We start from the raw sequence: 15,619 nt of genomic DNA on the forward strand, positions 1-15,619 counted from the left end.
GCGCCGGCAATACCCGGCATGGTTTTGTGGACCGCAGCTTCCGGCGGGTAAGACCGCGGGCGTTCGGCCGCACATGTCTATAACGCACTCAAATCCTTGAACGTAAAAAAGCTCTTACGCGCCGCAGACGCGGCGCGGCTGGACCCCGGATCAAGTCCGGGGTGACGGAAGGGGGATCTCCGCGAGCCAGCGGTCGGACGTCCCCAGCGTGGGCAGCTTCTGACCGTGGTTCCTAAGCCTCCGAATGATAGCCTCGGCCGACCTAGCGCCGGCGCGGCCTCAGTACTGAAACTGTTCCGACAAGATGCGCTCCGACCAGGAGTGATCCGGATCGGAGAGGATGACCGCAGTCGAATTCTCTGATTCTGCGATGCTCACCTTCGTCACCGACTTGACCTCGGTGTAGTCGGCCACTGCGTTCACAGGCCGTTTTTCCGGTTCCAGGATATCGATCTCCACATTGACGTGGTTCGGCAGGAGCGCGCCGCGCCAGCGCCGCGGACGGAACGGGCTGACGGGGGTCAGGGCGAGGAGCGGGGCCTCCAGCGGCAGGATCGGCCCGTGGGCCGAGAGGTTGTAGGCGGTGGAGCCGGCCGGTGTCGCAAGTAGCAGGCCATCGCAGATCAATTCCTCCAGCCGGGTGCGGCCGTCGACGATGACGCGCAGCTTGGCGGCCTGATAGGATTGGCGAAACAGGTAGACTTCGTTGATGGCAAGCGCTTGGCGCTGGTTCCCGGCCGCATCGACAGTGCTCATCTCGAGCGGGCGAAAGATGTTTTCCACCGCCCTGGCGACGCGCCCCGGCAGGTCATCCGCGCTGTAACGGTTCATCAGAAAACCCACCGAGCCACGGTTCATGCCGTAGACCAGTTTGCCGGAATTCATCATGGCGTGAAGCGTCTGCAGCATGAAGCCGTCGCCGCCGAGCGCTATGATCACATCCGCCTCGTCGGGCTTGGCGTTGCCGTATCGGTCAACCAGTTCGCGCAACGCTTCCTGCGCCTCGGGCGCCTGCGAGGCGACGAACGAAAGCGATCTGATGCTGCGTGTCATGCCGTGTGTTTTACCCTTTTTCTCACACATGCCCGCCGAAGACCGGCTGCTTGCCCACGCACGTGCGTGGTCAGCGTCTTTGTTGCACGCATTGTCGTTGCGTGCAGCATAAAACTTGCCCCTTTTTGGGCAGCGGCGTTTTGGCGGGCAGTGGGATCGAGAACGAGCGTTCAGTGGATCGACGGCTCATCGTCTTCCAGAAATGAACGGATGCCATCACGGGCGACCGTTGCCAGGAATTCGTCGAAAGCCTCACGATCGGTCGCGAACGGCTCTTCCCACTCGATGAGATCCTCTTCCTGCGTGATCACTTCCAGGCGCCAGTCGTTGTTCGTCCCGGCTGGACGAAAGATATCGACGAGAACGGTCACGCCATCCTCGGTGAATTCACCGGAGAGTTCGGAATGTTCGTTCTTTGGCTTCTTGGGCATTGGGCAGTCCTGTCGATTGCAATAGGCCTTCAATTTACACGCGCCCTCCACAATGACAAATGCTCTTCATCCGCAAGTGTGCAGCGGTTTGGGGATAACGACATGCATAGGACGCCGCGCCCATCTGATCTGACGCGACGTGCTTTAGTGCATCCAGTTGCACAGATAGGCCGATACGGGCTTGGCAAAGCCTTTCAGACGGAAGCGGCCGCCGCGGGTGAAGACATCGGTAGCGCCGTACTCCCGATAGATGTTCTCGGATATGAGGATCTGATCGGCGTCAGCGGAGGCGCAAAGGCGTGCCGCCAGTTGAACCGTGGTACCAAAAAGATCGTTGCTGTCTTCGATCGGTTCGCCGCAATCCAGCCCGATGCGGACATGAATGGGCTCCGAGTTGCCCGTGTTGTAGCTACGAAACTCCCGCTGAATGTCCATCGCGCAAGTGACCGCGGAGGGGATGGACGAGAACGCTGCCATGATTCCGTCGCCCGTATGCTTGACCTCGCGGCCGGAGCATCTGCCCAGGCTACGGTGAACAATGGCATCATGCGCCCTTACAAGTTCGGTCGCGATGCGATCCCCCAGTCGCGATGTCATTTCCGTGGAACCAACGATGTCGGTGAAAAGGATGGCCCGGTGGCCAGCATCCAGTTCAACGGCGCGGGATCCTGTAGGCTCTGGGTCCTGTATTCTCCCGAGAAAGGCTTCGACCGCCGACAGCGGTACCTCCAGAACCTCGGCCGCCACAAAGCCGTGGGCTTCGCGATGGACGCACTGGGCGGTTTCCGCATCCGGGGCGTCGATGAGGCAGAACGTCGTTCCGTTCCGGTGATCGAACCAGTAGGTCAGGAACTTCACCCCATACTGATCCTGAATGCTGAGATCTTTCAGGTGGGCTTGAGCCACATCTTCTGCGGTGGCGCCCGCAAGGTCGTGTCGGTCCATGAAGATAGGCATTTGCTTGCTCCTGCCGGGACCGTGGTCAAATTTCAAACGGAGTTTAGGACAGCAGGGGCCCATCGTCCATCTTTCCAGCCGTGCTCAGACCTGTGCCGGTAGCGGCGGCAAAAGCGAAGCGATCCGTATAGTTTTGAATATTAATGAGAATCTGTGGTGAGCGCGCAGGGATTCGAACCCTGGACCTACTGATTAAAAGTCAGTTGCTCTACCGGCTGAGCTACGCGCTCCCAGGCGAGGTCTGTGCCCCCGCGGAAGTGGGCGGACATATAGCAGGCGGCTCTTTTCGGTCAACCCGTAAAATTGCTTCGCTTGGGCCTTTTGCTTCATTTCGCCGCGTTCTCCAAAAGGTGATTGGCTCCCAACCACTTGGCCGGCTATGGAGGCTGCGGATGTCCGGCTGCAGATCGGGTCGAAGTAGTCATGCCGATGCGGTTTTATCGGCGCGGATGTCATTGAAGCGCCTGAACGGTTCAGGCATGGATGTGTTCGCGGAGAGCCTGCTTGTCGATTGCCGAAATATCCCTTTTGAGTGCGCTTCTTGCCGGAACGCTTTCGTTTCTCTCACCCTGCGTCCTGCCGCTCGTTCCTCCCTACCTTTGCTACATGGCCGGTATTTCCGTCGAGCAATTCCGCGGCGGGGCGATCGTCGCCGACGATGGTCGCGCCCGCAGGGCAGTGTTGTTGTCTGCACTCTTCTTTACGTTGGGGTTTGCGACAGTGTTCATTGCGCTCGGTGCAGGGGCGTCAACGATCGGCATGGCGCTGCGGCGCCATCTGGACCTGCTTGCCCAGGTCGGCGGTGTCATCATCATCCTGATGGGACTGCATTTCCTCGGCGTCCTGCGGATCGGCTTTTTTGCGCGCGAGGCCCGTTTCCAGGGGGGCGGAAAGCCGGCCACGCTTTCGGGTGCCTATGTCATGGGGTTGGCGTTTGCCTTCGGCTGGACGCCCTGCATCGGTCCCGTGCTTGGCGCTATCCTCGGTGTGGCCGCCGCGCGCGAGACTGTGGGCGAGGGGGCTGTCCTGCTTGCCGTCTATTCGCTCGGCCTTGCCGTTCCCTTCTGGATCGCCGCCGGATTCTCCGGTTCCTTCATGCGGTTCCTGATGCGTTTCCGAAAGCATCTCGGCACTGTGGAACGGGTCATGGGCGTGCTCCTGGTTCTGACCGGGCTTGCCTTCGTGTTCGGCTATATCAGCACGGTGGCGATCTGGTTCCAGCAGACCTTCCCCATTCTCTCGCAGATCGGCTGAGCATCGAGTGCTGCGATTTCCGCGGGAGCCGGTTTCGCTTCCGCTGAACTTCGGATAGAGCCGGCGCCTGAACAAACCTAGGCGTCGGGGATTCGCAGGTCGCATGGCGGAAATTACGGGACTGGTGCTGCCGTTCTTCGGCATGATTCTGCTTGGCTACCTCGCCGCAAAGATCACCCGCCAGCCTGCCGAGGCGCTCGGCTGGCTCAATACCTTCATCATCTATGTCTCGCTGCCGGCACTGTTCTTCAAGCTGGTGTCGAAGACGCCGATCGAGCAACTGACGCGCGTCGACTTCATCCTCGCCAATGTCAGCGCGACCTATCTCGTTTTTGGCCTGATATTTGTCGTCGGCCTGCTCGTCAGACGGGCCACCGTGGGCGAGGCCACGGTCCAGGGGTTGGCGGCCGCCTATGGAAACATCGGCTACATGGGGCCCGGACTTGCGTTGCTGGCCTTCGGAGAGCCGGCCGCGGTGCCCGTGGCGCTCGTCTTTTGCTTCGAGAACATGCTGCATTTCATGGTGGCGCCGGCGCTGATGTCGTTCTCCGGCGGCGAGAAACGCCCGGCGGCAGCAATTGCAGGCGATATCGTCCGCAGGATCGTGACGCATCCGTTCATCATCGCGACTGCAGCCGGTTTCGTCGCAGCCTTCCTTTCCTTCGAGGCGCCGGCACCGCTGCAGCGCTTGATCGACTATCTGGCGCAGGCTGCGGCACCTTGCGCACTCTTCGCCATGGGGGTGACGCTGGCGTTGCGGCCGCTCAAACGCGTGCCGGCCGAAATCACCTACATCGTCCCGGCGAAGCTCCTGCTCCTTCCCGTGACGATGTATCTGGTGCTGGGTGCTGCCGGCAATTTCGATCCGGTCTGGGTCTATACGGCCGTCCTGCTCGCGGCACTTCCAACTGCAACGAACGTGTTCGTCATCGGCCAGCAGTACGGCGTCTGGCAGGAACGGGCCTCGGCGACGATCCTGATCACGACCGTGTTGTCGGTCGCGACCGTCACCATTCTGCTCTATCTCGTCAAGTCGGGCCTGCTTCCGGGTGACCCTTTCCCTTAAGGATCTCGCGGAAGGCTTTGAGCGAGCCGCCGGGCTCGACGCCCTCGCGCATCACCACACTGCGCAGCGGCCCGATTGCGGAAAGCATGTGCAGGCCTGCCGTGCGCAGGATCTGCACCGGCAGGAATTCGGAGAGCAGCGAGCGATTGAGAAGGTCGACGCTGGTCGTCCGGCTCTGGATGTCCACGCGCCGGTGCCGATCGAAGACATCGCCGATCGTGCCGATCGGCTGGCCCGGATCGTTCAGGAGATCGCGCAGCGCCATCACGTCGCGCAGGCTAAGGTTGAGGCCCTGTGCGCCGATCGGGGGGAAGGCGTGAGCGGCCTCGCCGAGCAGGGCCACCTGGCCCTTGCCGAAGCGATCCGCCTGCATTCCCGACAGCGGGAAGGCCTGCGGCGCGGCCTCGACGGAAACCTTGCCAAGGATCGACTGCATGCGATCCTCCACAGCGCGGCTCAATTCATCGAGCGGCAGGGTGCGCTTTGCCTCCGCCTCCTTTGGCGAAAGCACCCAGACGAGGCTGGAGCGCCGGCCCGGCAGCGGCACCTGCGTGAAAGGACCGCTTTCCGTGTGGAACTCGCTCGAGATGTTCGCATGGGGCAGATCGTGCGTGAAGTTCAGCACGAGAGCCGTCTGCGGATAGGTCCAGGTGCGCACGGAAATGCCGCTCTGGCGCCGCACCTCGGATTGGCGGCCGTCCGCGCCGACGAGAAGGTTTGCGATTATCGCGCGACCGTCGGCAAGATGCAGCTCGACGGTGTCGGCGGAAGAAGTGAGCCGCTCGAGCGTCGTTTCAAATCGGGTGATCGTTTCACGTTCGGCGATCTTGCGCTCCAGGTTCTCCAGGAACGGGGCATTTGGAATGTTGTATCCGAAGGCGGGAAGGTCGACCTCGCTGGATCGGAAGCTGACGGGGGGCGCGCGGAAGAGGCGTGATGTGCCGTCGAGGATCCGCATCGTCTCCAGTGGGGCCGCAACCATGGTGATCTCGTCCCAAAGGCCAAGTTCGCGAACGAACTCGATCGATTGAGCCATCAGAGCCGTCGTGCGCCCGTCATGGGAGCGGGCTGCGGGGGCGATCAGGGCCACGCGCCTGCCCGAATCGGAAAGGGCCAACGCTGCAAGATTGCCAGCCAGGCCGGCGCCGACGACGGCGATATCAAAGGCTTCCATGCGCAGTTCTTCTTTCAAGTCATGCTTACCCACAGAAATGCCCGTGGGTCTTTCTTGGCAAACTAAGCCCGGAATCTGGCAAAATCCATGGGTTGAAACGGCGCAGGGCCTCCAGTGCTGCCAGACGCGCTGGCGTGCCGTCGGATTTTCGCTGGAAGCCGCGGTCAATCAGTGCATATTACAGACGAAAAGCCTGCGCTGTCAGCAGGTAACGCCGCACAATTCAGTAAGGCGAGGGGCGCCGGGACGGGGACGGACAAGGGCAGGCGATGAAGTTTTTCAATTACCGGCGCGTTCCCTATGCCGAAATCAGGGCCTTCTCCGTGCATATCCTCACGGCATCGGGCTCCTTCCTGGCCTTCCTCGGTGTTGTCGCGGCTGCCGAGCACCGCTTCGTCGACATGTTCTGGTGGCTCGGCCTGGCGCTTTTGGTCGACGGCATCGATGGCCCGATCGCCCGCAAGGTGCGGGTGAAGGAAGTGCTGCCGAACTGGTCGGGTGATACGCTCGATAACGTCATCGACTACGTCACCTACGTCTTGCTCCCTGCCTTTGCGCTCTACCAGAGTGGGATGATCGGTGAACCTTGGTCCTTTGTTGCCGCGGGCGCGATCGTCGTTTCCAGCGCCATCTACTATGCCGACATGGGCATGAAGACCGATGAATACTTTTTTTCGGGCTTTCCCGTTGTCTGGAACATGATCGTCTTCACGCTGTTCGTCATCAAGGCGAGCGAGGTGACGGCTTCGATTGTCGTCTTCGTTTCGGTCTTCCTCACTTTCATGCCGATCAACTTCCTGCATCCGGTGCGCGTCGAGCGGCTACGGCCTCTTAATCTCATCGTCTTCTTCGCCTGGGCGATATTGGGCATGTATGCGCTTCTGCTGCATTTCGAGACGCCGCAATGGGTGGTGCTGGGCGTGGTCGGAACAGGGATCTACCTCTATCTCATCGGTGCGGTGCTGCAGTTGTTCCCGCGTCTCGGAAAACACTGATCTCTGGGAGAAAGACAGATGACTAGAGCCATCGTCGTCCGGTCGCTCGGCGGCCCCGAAGTGCTGAAAGTGGAAGAGATCGAGCTTTCCCCTCCGGGCCCGGGTGAAGTCCGCATCAAGCAGGCTGCGATCGGGTTGAATTTCATCGATGTCTATTTCCGAACCGGCCTCTATAAGGCCGACCTGCCGTTCATTCCCGGAAAGGAAGGGGCGGGCACGGTGACGGCGCTTGGCGAAGGCGTGAGCGATTTTGCGATCGGAGACCGTGTTGCCTATGCCTCGGCGGACGGGGCCTACGCGGCTGAGCGAAACGTCGCAACGAAGCATTTGGTCAAGGTCCCGGACGAAATTTCGCTGGAAACGGCGGCGGCAATGATGCTGAAGGGGATGACGGCACAGTACCTGCTGCTGCAGACCTTTCCGGTGAAGCCCGGGCACGTGATCCTGTTCCACGCTGCCGCCGGCGGCGTCGGCCTGATTGCCGGCCAGTGGGCCAAGGCACTCGGCGCCACGGTCATCGGGACGGCCGGATCGAAGGAGAAAATCGAGCTCGCGCTCGCGCACGGCTATGACCACGTCATCGATTACACGAAGGAAGACTTCGTCGATCGCGTGCTCGAACTGACCGGTGGGAAAAAATGTGACGTCGTCTACGATTCCGTCGGCAAGGACACGTTCCCGAAGTCGCTGGATTGCTTGAAGCCGCGCGGCATGTGGGTCAGCTTTGGCAACTCCTCCGGTCCGGTGGATGCCTTCAGTGTTGGATTGCTCGCGCAAAAGGGCTCGCTCTTCGCCACCCGCCCGACGCTCTTTCACTATATTGCGACACGCGCCGAGCTAGACGCATGTGCAAACTCCCTCTTTGATGTTGTGCGCAGCAACAAACTGCGTATCAATATAAATCAGACTTATCCGCTGGCGGAGGCGGGGCGCGCCCACACGGATCTGGAAACAAGAAAAACAAGCGGAACGACGTTGCTCATTCCCTGACGCTGCAGCGAACGGGAAAAGCTACGAGAAAAGAGGGGCATAGTGTCAGTTGCTGGAGCGTCCGCGGGCAGCCCGTTGCTGGCTGTACGCAATCTGACGAAGCTTTTCGGCACATTTGCGGCCTGTAACGGCATCGATCTGGAGATCCAGCCGGGCGAAATCCATGCCCTCCTCGGAGAGAACGGTGCCGGCAAGTCGACGCTGGTGAAGATGCTGTTCGGCGTACTGGCGCCGACGAGCGGCCAGATCTACTGGAAGGGCGAAGCGGTCTCGATCGGCAGCCCGAGTGCGGCGCGCAAGCTCGGGATCGGCATGGTCTTCCAGCATTTTTCGCTGTTCGAGGCGCTGACGGTGGCCGAGAACATCGCGTTGTCGATGCCACCGGAGGTGTCGCTGGCCAAGGTCACCGAGGAGGCAGCCCGCCTTTCGCATGCCTATGGCCTGCCGCTTGACCCGAAGGCGCACGTTGCTGATCTTTCCGTGGGCGAGCGGCAGCGCATTGAGATCGTCCGCGCGCTGCTGCAGAACCCGCAACTGATCATCCTCGACGAGCCGACCTCGGTGCTGACACCGCAGGAGGCCGATCGTCTGTTCGAGACGCTCGCCAAGCTCAAGGCGGAAGGCCGTTCGGTTCTCTACATCAGCCACAGGCTGGAGGAGGTGCAACGCATCTGCGACCGCGCTACCGTCCTTCGCCACGGCAAGGTGACCGGCGCCTGCGATCCACGAAAGGAAACGCCGGCCTCGCTGGCCCGCATGATGGTCGGGAGCGACGTCGCAGCGGTTACGGCCGCAGGCACGAACGCGAAGGGCAACGTGCTGCTCGAAGCGCGTGAGCTAAATGTTTCGGCTCGTACGCCGTTTGCGGTCTCGCTCAAGGGCATATCTCTGAAGGTACATGGCGGTGAGGTGCTGGCGATCGCGGGTGTTGCCGGCAACGGGCAGGGCGAGCTTTTCGACGCGCTGTCGGGTGAATTCCCAGTCAGTGATGTCAACGCCGTTCAGATACGCCAGCGGCCGGTCGGCAGGCTCGGTATTACGGCGCGGCGGCTGATGGGCGCGGGCTTCGTCCCGGAAGAGCGTCACGGACACGCCGCCGTTACCGGCATGTCGCTCTCCGACAATCTCGTGCTTGCGCGTAACCAGTCCGACCGTGCCGCCTTCCTCGGTGTGCTCGGTATCATCAAATACGTGGCCGTCCGGCTGGCGTCGCGGCGGATTTCCGAGGCGATGGACGTACGCAAGAGTGGCGAAGATCCGCTGGCGGGCTCTCTGTCTGGCGGCAATCTGCAGAAATACATTGTCGGCCGTGAACTGGATCGCCAGCCCGCCGTTCTCGTCGTCAACCAGCCGACCTGGGGCGTCGACGCCGGTGCCGCAAGCCGAATCCGCCAGGCGCTGGTCGATCTGGCGAAGGCAGGTTCGGCCGTCCTCGTCATCAGCCAGGACCTGGACGAGATCTTCGAGGTTGCTACCGAAATCGCGGTGATCAGCGAAGGCAAACTGTCCGATGCCTATCCCGCGCGCGAGATGACACGCGAAAAGATCGGCCTGTTGATGGGCGGCATGCACGACAAGAAGGAAGGTGCGGAGGCCGCCCATGCGCATTGAACTCGAAAAGCGGCCGCGGCCCTCGACCTTCTACGCCATCCTTTCGCCTTTCATCGCATTGGTGCTGACGGTGATCGCCGGCGGCATCATGTTCGCGTTGTTGGGCAAGGACCCCGCGAGCGCCCTCTACAGCTTTTTTGTAGAGCCGCTGCTGGACATCTGGTCGCTGCACGAGATCGCCATCAAGGCCGCGCCTTTGGTCCTGATCGGCGTCGGACTTTCGATCTGTTACCGTTCCAACAACTGGAACATCGGCGCCGAAGGGCAGTTCATCATGGGCGCGATTGCCGGGTCGATCGTTCCGGTTGTCTTCCATGAATGGCATTCGCCGCTGGTGCTGCCGCTGATGCTCGTCTTCGGCATGATCGGCGGTGCGCTTTATGCCGCAATTCCCGCCTTCCTGAAGGCGAACATGAACACCAACGAAATCCTGTCGAGCCTGATGCTGGTCTATATCGCCCAGCTCTTTCTCGACTGGATCGTGCGTGGTCCGTGGCGCAGCCCGGAAGCCTACAACTTCCCCATCACGCGCGACTTTGCGCCCGAGGCCGTGCTGCCGGAGATCCTTGATTCCGGGCGCACCAATCTGGGCTTTGTCTTTGCCATCGTTGCGGCCCTGCTTGTTTGGTTCATGGTGCGCTACACGCTGAAGGGCTTCGAGATCACGGTGCTCGGCCAGTCGGAACGGGCAGGGCGCTTCGCCGGCTTTTCCTCACGCCGAATGATCTGGTTCTCGATGCTGCTGTCGGGTGCACTTGCCGGGCTCGCCGGCATCTCCGAGGTTAGCGGCAACATCGGCAAGCTGCAGCCGATCATCTCGCCCGGCTACGGCTTTACCGCCATTATCGTCGCCTTCCTTGGCCGCCTAAATCCGTTGGGCGTCATCGTTGCCGGCCTGCTTCTCGCGCTGACCTATGTGGGCGGTGAGGCGGTGCAGCTGACCCTTAGCGTCTCCGACAAGGTGACCCGTGTGTTCCAGGGGCTGCTGCTCTTCTTCGTGCTCTCGTGTGACACGCTCATTCAATACAAGATCCGGCTCGTCTTCTCAGGCAGGACAGCGGCGGCGCAAGGCGGAGCCGAATAATGGGAATTGTCGAAGCGATCCTGCTGACCGTCATCACCGCGGCGACGCCGCTGGTTCTGGCAGCACTCGGCGAGCTGGTGACCGAGCGCGCCGGCGTCCTCAATCTCGGTGTCGAAGGCATGATGATCATGGGCGCCGTTCTCGCTTTCGCCGCGACGAACGCGACCGGCTCTCCCTATGTCGGCGTGCTTGCGGGCATAGCCGGCGGGGCACTGTTCTCGCTGTTGTTCGGTTTCCTCACCCTGACCCTGGTGGCGAACCAGGTGGCGACCGGTCTGGCTCTGACCATCCTCGGTCTCGGTGTTTCCGGCCAGATCGGTGAGGCCTATGTCGGCATGTCCGGCATCAAGCTGCCCGAGATCACCATTCCGCTTCTTTCAGAGATACCCTTCTTCGGTCGGCTTCTCTTCAAGCAAGACCTTATCTTCTACCTCTCCATCGCGCTGGTCATCGGCGTGAACTGGTTTCTGTTCCGGAGCCGCGCCGGCTTGAAGATCCGCGCGATTGGTGACAACCACGCCTCGGCGCACGCGCTTGGCATCGGCGTCATTCGTACCCGCTATCTCGCCGTCCTTTTCGGCGGCGCATGCGCCGGGCTTGCCGGCGCGCAGCTTTCGCTCGTCTATACACCGCAATGGGTGGAGAACATGACGGCCGGTCGCGGCTGGATCGCGCTTGCGCTGGTCGTGTTTGCTTCCTGGCGACCGTGGCGCGTGCTCGCCGGTGGTTATCTCTTCGGGGCTGTCTCCATCAGTCAGTTGCATGCTCAGGCGCTCGGCCTTGGCATACCCTCCCAGTTCCTGTCGGCACTTCCCTACGCGGCCACGGTTGTCGTCCTCGTCCTGATATCGCACAATCGGCGCATGACGCTGATCAACACGCCCGCATCACTCGGAAGGCCGTTCGTGCCCGATCGGTGAACAAGAAGAAACGACGGAAAATCAAGTCTCAAACCTTACAGAGGTCGAAATGAAAAAACTTCTACTCGCACTCGCAACCTCGGCGACGGTGCTCGGCTTTGCCGCCGGCGCCAGCGCCCAGGACAAGACCAAGATCTGCTTCATCTACGTCGGTTCCAAGACCGACGGCGGCTGGACGCAGGCGCACGACATCGGCCGCCAGGCGCTCCAGGCCGAGTTCGGCGACAAGATCGAGACGCCGTTCCTCGAAAACGTTCCGGAAGGCCCCGATGCCGAGCGCGCCATCGAGCGCATGGCCCGCTCCGGCTGCGCCATGGTCTTCACCACGTCGTTCGGCTTCATGGATGCGACGATCAAGGTTGCCGAGAAGTTCCCGGACGTGAAGTTCGAGCACGCCACCGGCTTCAAGTCGGCCCCGAACGTCGCCACCTACAACTCGCGCTTCTATGAAGGCCGCTACATCCAGGGCCAGATCGCAGCGAAGATGTCGCAGAAGGGCGTCGCCGGCTACATCGCCTCCTTCCCGATCCCGGAAGTGGTCATGGGCATCAATGCCTTCGTCCATGGTGCGCAGTCGGTGAACCCGGACTTCAAGGTGAAGGTCATCTGGGCCAACACCTGGTTCGACCCCGGCAAGGAAGCCGATGCGGCCAAGGCGCTGATCGACCAGGGCGTCGATATCCTGACGCAGCACACCGACACGACTGCACCGATGCAGGTGGCGGCCGAGCGCGGCATCAAGGCCTTCGGCCAGGCGTCTGACATGATCAAGGCCGGCCCGGAGACCCAGCTGACCGCGATCGTCGACACCTGGGGCGCTTACTACATCAAGCGCACCAAGCAACTGATGGACGGTACCTGGAAGTCCGAGCAGATCTGGGACGGCCTGAAGGATGGTATCCTGACGATGGCGCCGTACACCAACATGCCTGATGACGTGAAGAAGATGGCCGAGGAAACCGAAGCCAAGATCAAGTCGGGTGAGCTGCATCCCTATACCGGCCCGATCAAGAAGCAGGACGGCTCCGACTGGCTGAAGGAAGGCGAGAAGGCCGACGACGGCACGTTGCTCGGCATGAACTTCTACATCGCCGGCGTCGACGACAAGCTGCCGCAATAACAAGGTCGATTGCGGCACAGCCGCACCTCACATTCGAACGTCATTGGCCCCTGAAGCACTGCCGCTTCAGGGGCCATTGTTTTTTACGCCCGAGCCTGCTGCGGGCGCCCGTTCAATGCAGCTTGTGCGGTGCGAAATTTTTGTTCATTCGCAATTTTGAGTTCACAATAGTAATACAATATGATTTTGCTCACTGGCTGCTGAAGGGCAGCTTTCTTTGGGAGGACATCATGAAATTGTAGACCGCACTTGCGAGTGCCACGGTTTTGGCTGCTTGCATGTTCGGCTCGGCTTCGGCGGCCGACCTCACCGTTGGCATTTCGCAGATCGGCTCGGAATCCGGCTGGCGCGCGGCAGAGACGACGCTGACCAAGCAACAGGCCGAAAGCCGCGAAATCAACCTGAAGTTCGCCGACGCGCAGCAGAAGCAGGAAAACCAGATCAAGGCGCTTCGCTCATTCATTGCGCGGGGCGTTGACGCCATTCGGTTCGGACGACGTGCTGACCGAAGCCAAGGAGGCTGAAATTCCGGTCATCCTGCTGGATCGCACCGTCGACTCGTCGAAGGACCTCTACATGACGGCCGTCACGTCCGACCTCGTCCATGAGGGCAATGTGGTGGGCAAGTGGCTAGTCGACACGATTGCCGGCAAGCCATGCAATGTCGTCGAGCTGCAGGGGACCACCGGCTCCTTGAGGCTGATGCTTCTCGTATTCGCCGCGGCCATTTTGCTCGCCCATCGCACGCGTTTCGGCGCCAATGTCTACGCGCTCGGTGGAGGCGTTGCCACAGCGGGTCTGATGGGTGTGCCCGTGGCGCAGACAACCATTCTCATCTATGCGTGTCGGGCATGCGTGCCGGGCTTTCGGGAATCGTCTTCTCGCTCTATACCTCAGCAGGATACTCGCTCGCTGCGGTCGGGGTGGAACTGGATGCGATCGCGGCAGTGGTGATTGGAGGGACGCTTCTGACGGGCGGATCCGGGTTCGTGGGGGGAACGCTGATCGGCATTCTCATCATGGGGCTGATTCAGACCTACATCACATTCGATGGCTCGCTCTCCAGTTGGTGGACGAAGATATTGATTGGTCTTCTGCTTTTCGGGTTTATCCTGATGCAGAAGGGCTTTCTCTATCTGTCGAGGAGCGGCAGGCGGTTTGCCTGAAGGACGCGGCCGACACCGGACCTGGTGTCGAATGGACGGTCGCACCGGTTTGACCATTGCAGTTGTCCACCTAAGGATGGACGGCCGGCAGGGAGAGGAGGGACGATTGCGCAAGGGGCTGCTTGAGACCGTCATTACGGGGGCAAACACACGAACCAGCCATGCGCAGGTCGTAAACGAACTCGGGCGCGCCATTGTCGCCGGAGAATTTGCGGTGGGCTCGACGCTTCCGGGAGACGCGGAACTCGCAGCCCGCTTCAAGGTATCGCGCACGGTGCTGCGGGAAGCGATGAAGACGCTGTCTGCCAAGGGGCTGGTCGTACCCCGCGCGCGGATCGGCACTCGTGTCACGCCGCGAGCGCAGTGGAACTTGTTCGATAGCGATATCCTGACCTGGCAGCTTGCGAAGGGCGTCGACGAGGCATTTCTGCTCGATCTCAGTGAAGTCCGACTGGCTTTCGAACCCCACGCCGCTGCTCTCGCGGCGCGATTTGCCACGGATGCCGACATCAGCCACATGATGCGGCTGGCCATGGCAATGGGGGATCCGGAACATACCGCCGAAACACTCGCCATGGCCGACCTGAAATTCCACCTCAGTGTGCTGGAGGCCTCGCGCAATCCCTTCTTCCGCACCATCGGCAGCCTGATTGAAGCCGCGCTCGTCGGCGTGTTCAGGCTCAGTTCCCCGGCGCGGGATCGCGGCAAGATCGATGATGTTGCCGCCTCTCACATCCGCATCGTCGAGGAAATCCGTCGCCGCGATGAGGCGGGTGCGCGCCGTGCGATGGAGAACGTCATTCGCGTCGGCCGTGAACGTGTCGTCGACGCATTGAACGAACGCAGTCACGCGTAGGTCGCGTGAGACACAAGGTGGCTGCGGCAGATCTGCGGGACCGTCATCTGATGTAGCCGACGTTCAGTCGTCGTTGCTGGCATTCAGGTCTTCGGGCCGCAAACCGTCGTCAGAATGATGCTCGAGCTGTGCCGCGCCCATCGACTGGTAGAGGTTGAACAGTGCTTCGCTGGCGCGGGAGGCGTAGCGAAACCATTCCGGACTTCCTGCGATGGCGGGATGATGGAGGAGATGCTGGTCCAAAAGGTCCAGCACGATCGAGGCCGTGTGGGTCGCCTCGTGAAAGCCGGTGCTGCCTGGCGCATTGTGCGCCAGCAGCGCAGTCGACGTGGTCTGTTTCACCCGCGCCAGTTCGTTCACCAGCTTCAGGCGCTCGTCTTCGAGTTCTGCATCGCTGCTTTCGATCATGGAATACAGTCTTGCACAGCCTCGAAGGGCTGTCGAGCGCGTGTCGGCTCTAGTGGGCCGCCTGAAGCACCACGCCGCCGACCTTCAGATCAGAATGCGAGCGACATCGATTGCGATGGAAAGCAGCATACCGGAGGCGGTCAGCACCAGCCCGATTGCGAAATTTCGGGTGCCGGACTTGAATACGTTTCGCTTCAGAGAATCGAGGCGAAGCAATCGCCAGAGGGCGTGCGCCTGGAAGACGATTCCGGCCGAGATCAGGGCGAGCGTCGGCAAGTCGTCGAGTTGCCACTCATTCGGGTTGCTGGTCCAGGAATTCAGGAAGCCGAGTGAGAAGGCGAGCACAATGCCGAAGACGGTAATGTTGCCGTTGCGGAAGAGGACATCGATATCGCGCTCTTCCTCCGGTCTGTCGCTATGCTCCATGCCGCCTCCGAAGAAAAGCGATTGCCCCTATAATGTCCTGTCTTCTTGGCCCGCGGCCATGCAGCGCCGATAACTGCAATCGAGCTATGCCTCGTCCGCAAGAGTTGG

Annotated in this window: 15 protein-coding genes, 1 tRNA gene and 2 pseudogenes; 11 read left to right on the forward strand and 7 right to left on the reverse strand. The window is 61.2% G+C overall.

Going from position 1 to position 15,619, the window contains the following annotated elements; all coding sequences use genetic code 11:
• Nucleotides 1–279: 279 nt before the first annotated feature.
• The 4 genes from IB238_RS04545 to IB238_RS04560 all read right to left on the reverse strand — a co-directional run bounded on the left by IB238_RS04545 (nucleotide 280) and on the right by IB238_RS04560 (nucleotide 2,671).
• A complete protein-coding gene (locus IB238_RS04545) occupies nucleotides 280–1,053 on the reverse strand; it encodes an NAD kinase (RefSeq protein WP_192243969.1) in 774 nt (257 codons plus the stop codon).
• 170 nt (nucleotides 1,054–1,223) lie between these two features.
• Nucleotides 1,224–1,484 carry a hypothetical protein gene (locus IB238_RS04550; RefSeq protein ID WP_192243971.1) on the reverse strand — a complete coding sequence of 87 codons (261 nt, stop codon included), beginning with the start codon at nucleotides 1,482–1,484 and terminating at the stop codon, nucleotides 1,224–1,226.
• Nucleotides 1,485–1,628: 144 nt separating this feature from the next.
• Nucleotides 1,629–2,441, reverse strand: a complete 813-nt coding sequence (locus IB238_RS04555) for a nickel-binding protein (RefSeq protein WP_192243973.1) — start codon at nucleotides 2,439–2,441, stop codon at nucleotides 1,629–1,631.
• Between the two features lie 154 nt (nucleotides 2,442–2,595).
• Nucleotides 2,596–2,671, reverse strand: a tRNA-Lys gene (locus IB238_RS04560).
• A 274-nt stretch (nucleotides 2,672–2,945) separates the two neighbouring features.
• Between IB238_RS04560 and IB238_RS04565 the strand changes: the two genes are divergently transcribed.
• Complete coding sequence (locus IB238_RS04565) at nucleotides 2,946–3,695, forward strand: cytochrome c biogenesis CcdA family protein (RefSeq protein ID WP_192243975.1); 750 nt, start codon at nucleotides 2,946–2,948, stop codon at nucleotides 3,693–3,695.
• Nucleotides 3,696–3,798: 103 nt separating this feature from the next.
• A complete protein-coding gene (locus IB238_RS04570) occupies nucleotides 3,799–4,761 on the forward strand; it encodes an AEC family transporter (protein ID WP_192243977.1) in 963 nt (320 codons plus the stop codon).
• Here IB238_RS04570 and IB238_RS04575 read toward each other — a convergent pair.
• Nucleotides 4,724–5,935, reverse strand: coding sequence for a UbiH/UbiF family hydroxylase (locus tag IB238_RS04575; protein WP_192243979.1), 1,212 nt, complete (start codon nucleotides 5,933–5,935; stop codon nucleotides 4,724–4,726). The two genes, IB238_RS04570 and IB238_RS04575, sit on opposite strands and share 38 nt — an antisense overlap.
• Before the next feature lie 269 nt (nucleotides 5,936–6,204).
• Here IB238_RS04575 and pcsA point away from each other — a divergent pair, with 269 nt between their 5' ends.
• The 9 genes and pseudogenes from pcsA (at nucleotide 6,205) to IB238_RS04620 (ending at nucleotide 14,677) form a co-directional block, all read left to right on the forward strand.
• Entirely contained in the window at nucleotides 6,205–6,930 is a 726-nt protein-coding gene (pcsA, locus tag IB238_RS04580; protein ID WP_192243981.1) for a phosphatidylcholine synthase, read from the forward strand.
• A gap of 18 nt (nucleotides 6,931–6,948) precedes the next feature.
• Nucleotides 6,949–7,920, forward strand: a complete 972-nt coding sequence (locus IB238_RS04585; RefSeq protein ID WP_192243983.1) for a quinone oxidoreductase — start codon at nucleotides 6,949–6,951, stop codon at nucleotides 7,918–7,920.
• A gap of 42 nt (nucleotides 7,921–7,962) precedes the next feature.
• Complete coding sequence (locus tag IB238_RS04590) at nucleotides 7,963–9,531, forward strand: ABC transporter ATP-binding protein (protein WP_192243985.1); 1,569 nt, start codon at nucleotides 7,963–7,965, stop codon at nucleotides 9,529–9,531.
• Entirely contained in the window at nucleotides 9,521–10,615 is a 1,095-nt protein-coding gene (locus tag IB238_RS04595; RefSeq protein ID WP_192243987.1) for an ABC transporter permease, read from the forward strand. The genes IB238_RS04590 and IB238_RS04595 overlap by 11 nt, the downstream gene beginning before the upstream one ends.
• Nucleotides 10,615–11,535, forward strand: a complete 921-nt coding sequence (locus tag IB238_RS04600; protein WP_192243988.1) for an ABC transporter permease — start codon at nucleotides 10,615–10,617, stop codon at nucleotides 11,533–11,535. The genes IB238_RS04595 and IB238_RS04600 overlap by 1 nt, the downstream gene beginning before the upstream one ends.
• Nucleotides 11,536–11,584: 49 nt before the next feature.
• Entirely contained in the window at nucleotides 11,585–12,655 is a 1,071-nt protein-coding gene (locus IB238_RS04605; RefSeq protein WP_192243990.1) for a BMP family ABC transporter substrate-binding protein, read from the forward strand.
• Between the two features lie 278 nt (nucleotides 12,656–12,933).
• Nucleotides 12,934–13,348, forward strand: a pseudogene (locus tag IB238_RS24470) (substrate-binding domain-containing protein); the annotation flags it as partial.
• A gap of 6 nt (nucleotides 13,349–13,354) precedes the next feature.
• A pseudogene (locus tag IB238_RS04615) lies at nucleotides 13,355–13,821 on the forward strand (sugar ABC transporter permease YjfF); the annotation flags it as partial.
• A 106-nt stretch (nucleotides 13,822–13,927) separates the two neighbouring features.
• Nucleotides 13,928–14,677, forward strand: coding sequence for a FadR/GntR family transcriptional regulator (locus IB238_RS04620; protein ID WP_246723474.1), 750 nt, complete (start codon nucleotides 13,928–13,930; stop codon nucleotides 14,675–14,677).
• Nucleotides 14,678–14,740: 63 nt separating this feature from the next.
• On the opposite strand, the gene IB238_RS04625 is transcribed toward IB238_RS04620, so the two are convergent.
• Nucleotides 14,741–15,085: a hypothetical protein gene (locus tag IB238_RS04625; protein WP_192243992.1), complete on the reverse strand. Its 345-nt coding sequence runs from the start codon at nucleotides 15,083–15,085 to the stop codon at nucleotides 14,741–14,743.
• Nucleotides 15,086–15,169: 84 nt separating this feature from the next.
• Nucleotides 15,170–15,511 (reverse strand): hypothetical protein, encoded by a 342-nt coding sequence (locus tag IB238_RS04630; protein ID WP_192243994.1) that lies wholly within the window; start codon nucleotides 15,509–15,511, stop codon nucleotides 15,170–15,172.
• Nucleotides 15,512–15,619: the final 108 nt, after the last annotated feature.

The sequence above is a fragment of the Rhizobium sp. ARZ01 genome (genome assembly GCF_014851675.1).
GTDB lineage: Bacteria > Pseudomonadota > Alphaproteobacteria > Rhizobiales > Rhizobiaceae > Mycoplana.

What these genes read in the sequence shown, in the direction of transcription:
- IB238_RS04550 (WP_192243971.1), bottom strand. Translation starts at nt 1,484, where the DNA reads ATGCCCAAGAAGCCAAAGAACGAACATTCCGAACTCTCCGGTGAATTC.
- IB238_RS04600 (WP_192243988.1), top strand. Translation starts at nt 10,615, where the DNA reads ATGGGAATTGTCGAAGCGATCCTGCTGACCGTCATCACCGCGGCGACG.
- IB238_RS04585 (WP_192243983.1), top strand. Translation starts at nt 6,949, where the DNA reads ATGACTAGAGCCATCGTCGTCCGGTCGCTCGGCGGCCCCGAAGTGCTG.
- pcsA (WP_192243981.1), top strand. Translation starts at nt 6,205, where the DNA reads ATGAAGTTTTTCAATTACCGGCGCGTTCCCTATGCCGAAATCAGGGCC.
- IB238_RS04625 (WP_192243992.1), bottom strand. Translation starts at nt 15,085, where the DNA reads ATGATCGAAAGCAGCGATGCAGAACTCGAAGACGAGCGCCTGAAGCTG.
- IB238_RS04595 (WP_192243987.1), top strand. Translation starts at nt 9,521, where the DNA reads ATGCGCATTGAACTCGAAAAGCGGCCGCGGCCCTCGACCTTCTACGCC.
- IB238_RS04575 (WP_192243979.1), bottom strand. Translation starts at nt 5,935, where the DNA reads ATGGAAGCCTTTGATATCGCCGTCGTCGGCGCCGGCCTGGCTGGCAAT.
- IB238_RS04630 (WP_192243994.1), bottom strand. Translation starts at nt 15,511, where the DNA reads ATGGAGCATAGCGACAGACCGGAGGAAGAGCGCGATATCGATGTCCTC.
- IB238_RS04545 (WP_192243969.1), bottom strand. Translation starts at nt 1,053, where the DNA reads ATGACACGCAGCATCAGATCGCTTTCGTTCGTCGCCTCGCAGGCGCCC.
- IB238_RS04605 (WP_192243990.1), top strand. Translation starts at nt 11,585, where the DNA reads ATGAAAAAACTTCTACTCGCACTCGCAACCTCGGCGACGGTGCTCGGC.
- IB238_RS04570 (WP_192243977.1), top strand. Translation starts at nt 3,799, where the DNA reads ATGGCGGAAATTACGGGACTGGTGCTGCCGTTCTTCGGCATGATTCTG.
- IB238_RS04555 (WP_192243973.1), bottom strand. Translation starts at nt 2,441, where the DNA reads ATGCCTATCTTCATGGACCGACACGACCTTGCGGGCGCCACCGCAGAA.